Source organism: Candidatus Zixiibacteriota bacterium (assembly GCA_014728145.1).
GTDB lineage: Bacteria > Zixibacteria > MSB-5A5 > JAABVY01 > JAABVY01 > WJMC01.
The window spans coordinates 1-8,187 of sequence record WJMC01000044.1 but is presented as its reverse complement, the minus strand read 5'-3'; the positions used below and the strand labels follow the sequence as shown (position 1 = coordinate 8,187).

The following is an 8,187-nucleotide window of genomic DNA, read 5'->3' as shown; positions in this document are numbered from 1 at the left end:
TCCACGGCGACTGTCTGGGCGGTAATCCTGATGGCAACCGCTCTGGCAGGAGCGTATTTTATGCTCAATATACAGTTTACAACCGCTGTGCTGGCATATCTTCTGTTGATCATATTTTATTCAACTGTTTTGAAGCAGGTAGTTATTATCGATGTCATGACGATCGCGGCCGGTTTTGTACTGCGAGCGGTCGGCGGAGCGCTGGCGTTGCCGGTAGAAATATCCGCCTGGCTGGTGGTTTGCACCACGCTTCTGGCGCTGTTTATCGGTTTCGGCAAACGCCGGCATGAGATCATGCTCCTGGAGGCCAACGCTTCCGGTCATCGCAAGATCCTGGCAAAATACTCGATTCCCCTTCTGGAGCAGTTGATTTCCATTGTGACAGCCGCCACGATTGTGGCTTATGCTTTCTATACTCTTTCGCCCGATGTCAAACAGAAGCTGGGAGTCGATCATCTTGAGCTGACGATACCTTTCGTAATCTACGGTATCTTCAGGTATCTCTATCTGATTCACAAACACGACCGTGGCGGTTCACCGGCCAGGGTACTTTTCACCGATCCACCAATTTTAATCTGCGTTCTCCTGTGGATCATCTCGGTAATGCTTCTGATGTACCTGTCTTAGAATATTCAGAGATTTACAGGCCCCCTTCCGTCACCGCGATTGAGATGAATAAATTCCCTGTTCTTTTCATACGGAGCCAGTTTTTCTGTCAGGGACACCGAGGAAGTGAAAAGCCAGTTAGAGGGACCACTCAAAAATCCGCATGATCTCAGCGCATCACACCATCTTCTATGAGCTTGGTTGGATACAATCAGATCGATATCATGACTTTGCAGTACTTTGACTGCATTATATACCAAATCCAGTTCCCTGCCAGGCAAAGCCAGGCAATCAGGAATTGAACCAAGCTTCATAGCTCCGAAATGGTTATGATTCTCCCATTGGGTAGCAATCACAATCACCCAACCAATGGGTTCATCAGAATCCTTTATCAATAGTTTGATAAATCTCGATTCTTCAGGCGGATACAGGATATTCAAAGTATTGCTGTCGCGCACAGCTGAAAACACATACTCCGATCTGCTTTTCATCCAGAGCTCATCGGCCCAGGTTCCAAAAGAATCGAAGGTCTCTGTTTTGATTCCTTTTTTAGGAGAGCACCTATGGGATCTGATTTTTTGAAAACCTTTGACAATTATCCCGGGTAAACCGAGATATGCCACCAAGTCCAGTAGTTTTTTTCTAACATTTGACCTGCGAAGATATACCAGGTTTTTGAAGAATTTAGAAGGATGGATTACTTTGAAGAAAAAAGGAACCTCATAGATTCCCCATTTATTCTTACACAGAAATCTGGCTGCCGGTTCAGATGTCTGTCCAATTCCTACTGCAATCAGGTTTTCTTCCCGGCTAAGCGCATCATCCAGAATCTGCTTGCCAACACCTGCATACTTTCTATCGACTATCCCTTCAGATAAAGGAAGCATTATCGACGCCATCGAAAACTCTGAATTTTTCAACCAGAATCTTTGCGGTTTCAAAAAGTAACCACCCCGTACTATATTTTCATCATCTATGGCTATATAGTATTCCTGCCAGATGTTTCTGTCTGTCCTTTTGGGAAGCCATTCGGAAACAGTATACTCCGGAAACTGATAGCTGGAACCGCCTGCCTTCAGACGTTTATTGAAATGGATGACTTGATCTATCCACTCATCTGTATATGGTACAACTTTGATATTAACCATAAAATTTCAGGATTTTCCATGGATCAATTTTTCTTTAAGCCAGCGATACTCTAGTCTGCTTCTTTCAGGCGCTGTTATTTCATGGGTCCGACCCTGGCATTTTCCCAGGTAGTCCAGAAGTTCGGTAACCGGAACAAACCATCCCGCTTTCTCTGCCAACCGTTCCATTAAAGAGCGAAACTTTGTATTTAACTGTTTGTCTTGGTAAAATCCAGCTCCAAGATGTGTATAGACAATACAAGCACCGCCTTCAGATTCCAATCGGTCCTGGTTGTGCTCCGACAAGAGGGAATTATAGCTGTTTAGATTTGCGCCATCTGCACTGGCGAACCACAGGTTAACATATTTTCGCTCCGAGTCATGGTACGGTATAAAGGGACAGATTTTTAATGTATTTATGTCCCGAAACTGAAGATTACGGCAGTACCTGATCCTGCTTTTGCAGATATCTCCCCAGAAAAGCTCTGAATCTCTCACATGCCCCTTGAATCTACCATGATTCTTAAAGCGGGTTGCAAGGTTATATATAAGCTTAATTAAAGGATTCGATAGTTTGGCGCTACCCCAGTAGATATTCTCTAGATTCTGGCTATGATTAGCCATAGCCTTCGGGTACTCACCAAATACATCTTTAAATTTATCCAAGGCATTGATTGTCGTTTGTCTGTTCGAAGTCGTATAACTCGCCAGATGCCACCCGATCTCAAATCCCTGTTCCTTCAAGCTCAATATCCATTTCAGATATTGTGGATCTTCGCAGGTCATACCGCTATTGGGAACATTTTTTTCTCCTGACAACATCCAGACAGATTTTGTTATCTTTATTCCCAGATCGAATAAAAAACGATAAATTTCCGAAGTGTTTTCCAAGGTAGACAGGTCAGTATCATCAAAAACTGTAAACGCAAATTTTCGATTATCCGGCCAGCTTATATTATACGGCAATTCATTCATATTTTCAGTTTATCAGCAGGGGTTCTGTTATGCAGATAATTATTCAGCGGAAGGTTGTAAATGCAATTGAAACAGGTTAAGCAATCAATCAGCCAGACGCAAAGGCATAACCAGGCAGATATAATCTTCCTTGCGATCGGCACCATATACCAGACCCGCCGCGACCGGCGTAGACAGTTCGAATACAGCCTCCTCCGACTCTATCTGCTTTAAGACATCGATCACATAATTGGCGTTGTAGCCCAGCTCAAGCCTCTCTCCGGAGTATTCGCAGTTCAAAGCCTCACGCGCTTCACCGCCCAGATCGACATTCGTAGCCGAAAGCTCGAGCTTGTCCTTATCCGCCATAAACCTTACCTGGTGAGTCAGAGAGTTGGACAGGATCGAAACTCTCCTGACCGCGGCATGAAGATCAGTGCGATTGACAACAAGGCGTTTGTCATTGTCGGTCGGGATGACCTGCTCATAATTAGGATAAGGGCCTTCGATTAATCGCGATGATATAATAGTGTCGTTATCATCCTCGCGTGGAACCGAAAATGCAATATTTTTATCGCCAAACACCACTCCTATCTCTACATCCTGATCACCTACCACACGGGTCAGGTAGTTCAAGGCCTTGGGAGGAATAATCAGGTCCTCGGTCAAACCGGAAAATTTCTTGTTATCAGTACGGATACGGGCAAGTCGATGACCATCGGTAGCCACCATGACCATTTTGTCTCCCGAATTCTGCCACAGGACACCATTCAACGCCGGACGGGTTTCATCGACAGAAACAGCAAACTGCGTCCTGCGAATCATCTTCGCCAGTTCACCACCGGAAATCTTAATCTCTTTGCCCTTTTTGTACTCCGGAAGACGAGGGAATTCATCAGGCGAAATCCCGGACAATTTATAAGTACCCCGGTCAGCCTTGATCTCGACTCGATTGTTGTTAACCTCAACTTCAATCTCGGATTGCGGAAGTTCACGGACGATCTCGTTCAATGTCTTGGCCGGAATAGTAAATGTACCGGTACGAGCGGGTTTTACCTTGATAGCTGTCGAAATAGAGATATCCAAATCGGTTGCTGAAAAACTGATATCAAATTCATTGGCATTGACCAGTATATTTCCCAGAATAGGAAGTGTGGTCTTGGATGGTATCGCATTCAATACGATCTGTAAGGTCTCCTCAAACTGCGATTTTGATACCGTGAATTTCATCGACAGCTCCTTGACTTTCGTCTAATTCAGCTTCACTGTGTGCACAGTAAAGTATTAAGATCAATATAATATATAAATAAAATAATAGTAATAACCGTGTTAGTAATGTTGAAAACTACTCAGTCTCCTTCGAAATGCATATATACATTATAATTACGCTTTGTAAATATAAAATTTTAATGTTGAAATGTTATTGAAAAGCAGTAACCGATTTCTTACAAATCAACATCATTATTGCAACCCACATCCGGTAAACATCGATAAACATAAAACTCACACCAATCACACATACAGTGAATTAATGATTGAATCTATCCTGAGCCTGAAATTAATATCTTTTTTCATCTTGGAAGCTATATGGTTGCAGGCATGGATGACTGTGGAATGATCCCTGCCTCCAAACTTGGCCCCGATCTGCTTGAGTGAAGCCGAGGTCAACGAACGACAGAGATACATCGCCACCTGGCGAGCAATCACGACATCCTGAGTCTTCTTTTTTGCCCGCAGGAGCTCTTCGGAGATATTAAAGATTTCAGCCACCTTTTTCTGGATAGTTTCGATCGTCAATGGTTTCCTGTCAGTCTTGATAATATCCTTTAAAACATGAGCCGCCAGATCGACCGTGATTTCCTTGTTTTTCAAAGAAGCGTAGGCACATAATCTGATAACTGCGCCCTCCAGCTCACGGATATTCGATTTGACAGATTCTGCGATAAACGCGATAACGTCGCCGGGCAGACAGATATCGTCGAACTCGCATTTCTTTTTCAAAATAGCAATCCTGGTCTCGAGGCTGGGAGGCTGAATATCCACCACCAGGCCCCATGAAAACCGCGACAATAACCTCTCCTCCAAACCCTTGATTTCGTTAGGCGGACGATCGGCGGTCAAAACGATCTGTTTGCCGTTTTGATGGAGATGATTGAACGTATGAAAAAACTGCTCCTGAGTTGATTCCTTGCCGGTGAAAAACTGGATGTCATCAATCAACAAGAGATCACATCCGCGATAAACCGTCGAGAAATTGCTGATCGTATGATCGGTCAGCGAATTGATATAATCATTGGTGAACTTCTCAGAGGTAACATATATCACCTTGCTGGCCGAATCGGTGTCCAGGCAGTAATTTCCGATTGCCTGGATCAGATGAGTTTTGCCCAGCCCCACACCGCCGTAGATAAACAGCGGATTATACTGGGTTTTCCCGACTGCCTCCGCCACCGCGAAACTGGCGGCATGAGCGAACTGGTTGGAATCACCAACTACAAAAGAATCGAAAGTGAAGCGCTTGTTGAGCGGGAATTTTCCCGCATATGATGCCCCAGTGGAAGCTGTACTTCGATTTTCCACCTTGGGCGGTGAAGTCCTGGAAGGGAAGATGTTGATCTGACGTTCACTTGATTTAGGTTGCACGATGAACTCGCAGTTGACCGGTCTCTGCGCCACCTGTGTCAAAGCCTCGCTGATATCAGCCAGATAATGTTCCCTGATCCAGTCCGCCACAAACCTGTTTGGAACCCCGATTTTAATTGTGCCGTTGTCCTGAGATACCGCGGTAGTCGGACGAAGCCAGGTGTAAAAACTCTGGCGCTTGATCCGTTTGGAAAGATACCCCAGCACCTCGGACCAGATAGTTTGTGGATCCGAAGACATTAGACCATCCTTTTAACTTATCAACATTTGTGGATTTTAAGAAACCATTGAATACAAACGTCTTAAATTGCAGCCATTTCTAAATTGCGGGGATTTGTCCACATAAACCGTTCTCCCAATTAGCTTAAAATCCATTTAAAACTGCACCTCGAAGGACTTATCCACATCCTGTTAACATATTATCATTCAATGATTTCCGTGGATTTATAATACTGCCGGAAGACCGCCTTGTCAAGGGCTTTGAAAATTAATTTCTTCTAACCCCTAAGGCTGTATCTCTGCGCAAATTAGGGCGGGCCCGTATATGCCGGACCCGCCAAAAAACCGTTAGATTAATATTTATTAATTCTAACTAAATATAAAGTATCGAGTTACATATCCCTACAATTTTAATTCCAGTTTCAGGCGATCTGCACACTTGAGGTATGCCTGACGGGCCGGGCTGTCTTTTTCGGACCAGATTATCGGATTGCCCTCATCGGAGGCCTGTCTCAGCTCGGAATCGAGCGGAATTTCCGCAAACACGCTGGTGTTGAGGATATCCGCAACTTCCGAACCACCGCCCTGTCCGAAGACATACTCTTTAGAACCGTCTGGAAGCTGAAAGAATGACATGTTTTCGATCACGCCCAAAACGCCCAGTTCTACTTTCTCGGCCATTTTACCGACTCGCAGAGCGACATTCGAGGCCGCCTTCTGCGGAGTAGTCACTACTAATAAACGGGCCTTGGACATTTTTTGCGCCACAGTGATGGTAATATCGCCGGTACCCGGGGGCAGATCCACCAGCATAACATCCAGCTTATCCCAGTGAACATCTGTCATAAACTGTTGCACGGTCTTATGCAAAAGCGGACCGCGCCAGATTACCGGAGTGTCCTCATCCAGAAACAGGCCCATCGAGACCAGTTTAATACCGTTTCGTTCGGGCGGGATGATCATATTATCTATAATCGTCGGCTGTCCGGTAACTCCCAGCATGCGCGGAATCGAAAACCCGTAGACATCAGCATCGAGCACCCCGACCTTGAGACCCAGCTCCGAAAGCGCGGCCGCCAGGTTGGCGGTAACTGTGGATTTACCGACTCCACCTTTACCGGAGGCGACACAGATGATCTCTTTTACGAAATCAAGGTTTGGGCTGTCATCCTCGGCCTTAGCTCCCGGCATCAGTTGCTGGCGCAATTTAGCGCGTTCCTCGTCGTTCATCGAGCCGAACTCGATTTCGACCTTGTTTACACCCTCCAGGCTTTCGAGCTTGTTTGTGATATCGTCAGAAATCCTGGCTTTCATCGGGCACCCGGGTATGGTCAGCTTGATCTTGACCGCCACGGTGCTGTTGTCGATATTGACGTTCTCGACCATTCCGAGGTCGGTAATCGGTCGATGAAGCTCGGGATCATCGACCTCCCGGAGTATATCGTAGATTTGATCTTTAGAAACCATGAAAACATCCTTTTTTGAAATAAATTAGCCCCAATATACACAGGCCTTGCGAATTAGTCAAAGGCCGGAGCCAAAATTCACACTGATTTCAACAGGATCATGTCAAAAACTGTTCCGTAAAGCACGGCTCAAAAAGAAAAGCCCGCCAGATGACGGGCTTTGAAGTCATAATTTAAGTTTATCTATTCGCAGATCGGGTCAGCGCCGTGGTTAAAGATATAGTCGACGATATAAACCAGGTCGTTGATATTCACTTCCTGGTCGTAGTTGACATCGCCTCGTTCCCACGGATTCGGAGCCGGGCCGGAACGGAAAAGGTAATTGACCAGATAGATAGGATCGAGCAGGTTGATCTTATCATCGCCGTTGATATCACCGCACATATATGGAGGCGGGCAGGAAAAATCTATTCCACCGGTCTTGAAATCCAAAAATCGAAACGGCACAGCGTCCTCGAGATCAAGGCAGTTGATGCCGGCACCGCCGAAATAAGGTTCCTTGGTGATATTGTCGCCGCTGAAATCGAAAACATAGTCAGACAGCCAGACAGTATCGCGCTTTGTGTTCATAAAGGCGTTGTCCTGGCAGTCATCCCAGTAAAATCCGATCGGCAGGTTGACACACTCGAGGGTATCCTCGGCAAAGGTGGTGAACTGCAGTTGAGCGATTTCGCCCGGACCGGTCAGCTGGGTCGGGGTGTTGCCGTCATCGTAATAGTCGGCCACGGCATGGATATTGATAATATTGTAAGGGCAGTTTCCGCACACCTCGGTCGAATACTCGAAAAACTCCCAGTTGGCGGCGGTAAAGATGTCACCCAGTATGGCATCGTCAAAGGTAACCGCGGTCGGGTCGTAATAAATCGACAACCGGAAGTCACCGATCTCGAATCCACCCCGGTTCAGGTTGATGGAAAGATTTACAGATTCGCCCGGGATTACGGTTTTTGCCCGGTCGATTTCGATCACGTTCCAGCTCTTAGCAAACAGTGACGCTGAAAGGACGAGGCAGAGGATAAGTCCTAATATGAAGATCTTACTGGCTTTCATGATGACCTCCGAATAACATAGTCTATCAGAATTTTCGGTACGTTTTCGATTTCAGATGTGTAAACTCTTGCCGGGCGGTATCCCCTCGCAGACCGCGCTACAAGTAAGTACATCCCATACCC

Annotated in this window: 7 protein-coding genes; 1 reads left to right on the top strand and 6 read right to left on the bottom strand. The window is 45.9% G+C overall.

Going from position 1 to position 8,187, the window contains the following annotated elements; genetic code table 11:
* The first annotated feature begins 30 nt into the window (after positions 1-30).
* A complete protein-coding gene (locus tag GF404_02605) occupies positions 31-627 on the top strand; it encodes a hypothetical protein (protein MBD3381067.1) in 597 nt (198 codons plus the stop codon).
* A 5-nt stretch (positions 628-632) separates the two neighbouring features.
* On the opposite strand, the gene GF404_02600 is transcribed toward GF404_02605, so the two are convergent.
* The 6 genes from GF404_02600 to GF404_02575 all read right to left on the bottom strand — a co-directional run bounded on the left by GF404_02600 (position 633) and on the right by GF404_02575 (position 8,065).
* Positions 633-1,754: a hypothetical protein gene (locus GF404_02600; GenBank protein MBD3381066.1), complete on the bottom strand. Its 1,122-nt coding sequence runs from the start codon at positions 1,752-1,754 to the stop codon at positions 633-635.
* A 6-nt stretch (positions 1,755-1,760) separates the two neighbouring features.
* Positions 1,761-2,708 (bottom strand): hypothetical protein, encoded by a 948-nt coding sequence (locus GF404_02595; GenBank protein MBD3381065.1) that lies wholly within the window; start codon positions 2,706-2,708, stop codon positions 1,761-1,763.
* 84 nt (positions 2,709-2,792) lie between these two features.
* Positions 2,793-3,917, bottom strand: coding sequence for a DNA polymerase III subunit beta (gene dnaN / locus GF404_02590; protein ID MBD3381064.1), 1,125 nt, complete (start codon positions 3,915-3,917; stop codon positions 2,793-2,795).
* A 282-nt stretch (positions 3,918-4,199) separates the two neighbouring features.
* On the bottom strand, positions 4,200-5,570 hold the full coding sequence (gene dnaA / locus GF404_02585; GenBank protein ID MBD3381063.1) for a chromosomal replication initiator protein DnaA: 1,371 nt from the start codon (positions 5,568-5,570) through the stop codon (positions 4,200-4,202).
* A gap of 381 nt (positions 5,571-5,951) precedes the next feature.
* Complete coding sequence (locus GF404_02580; protein ID MBD3381062.1) at positions 5,952-7,016, bottom strand: P-loop NTPase; 1,065 nt, start codon at positions 7,014-7,016, stop codon at positions 5,952-5,954.
* A gap of 182 nt (positions 7,017-7,198) precedes the next feature.
* Positions 7,199-8,065: a hypothetical protein gene (locus GF404_02575; protein MBD3381061.1), complete on the bottom strand. Its 867-nt coding sequence runs from the start codon at positions 8,063-8,065 to the stop codon at positions 7,199-7,201.
* Positions 8,066-8,187 lie beyond the last annotated feature (122 nt).

What these genes read in the sequence shown, in the direction of transcription:
- GF404_02580 (MBD3381062.1), bottom strand. Translation starts at nt 7,016, where the DNA reads ATGGTTTCTAAAGATCAAATCTACGATATACTCCGGGAGGTCGATGAT.
- GF404_02595 (MBD3381065.1), bottom strand. Translation starts at nt 2,708, where the DNA reads ATGAATGAATTGCCGTATAATATAAGCTGGCCGGATAATCGAAAATTT.
- GF404_02605 (MBD3381067.1), top strand. Translation starts at nt 31, where the DNA reads ATGGCAACCGCTCTGGCAGGAGCGTATTTTATGCTCAATATACAGTTT.
- dnaN (MBD3381064.1), bottom strand. Translation starts at nt 3,917, where the DNA reads ATGAAATTCACGGTATCAAAATCGCAGTTTGAGGAGACCTTACAGATC.
- dnaA (MBD3381063.1), bottom strand. Translation starts at nt 5,570, where the DNA reads ATGTCTTCGGATCCACAAACTATCTGGTCCGAGGTGCTGGGGTATCTT.
- GF404_02575 (MBD3381061.1), bottom strand. Translation starts at nt 8,065, where the DNA reads ATGAAAGCCAGTAAGATCTTCATATTAGGACTTATCCTCTGCCTCGTC.
- GF404_02600 (MBD3381066.1), bottom strand. Translation starts at nt 1,754, where the DNA reads ATGGTTAATATCAAAGTTGTACCATATACAGATGAGTGGATAGATCAA.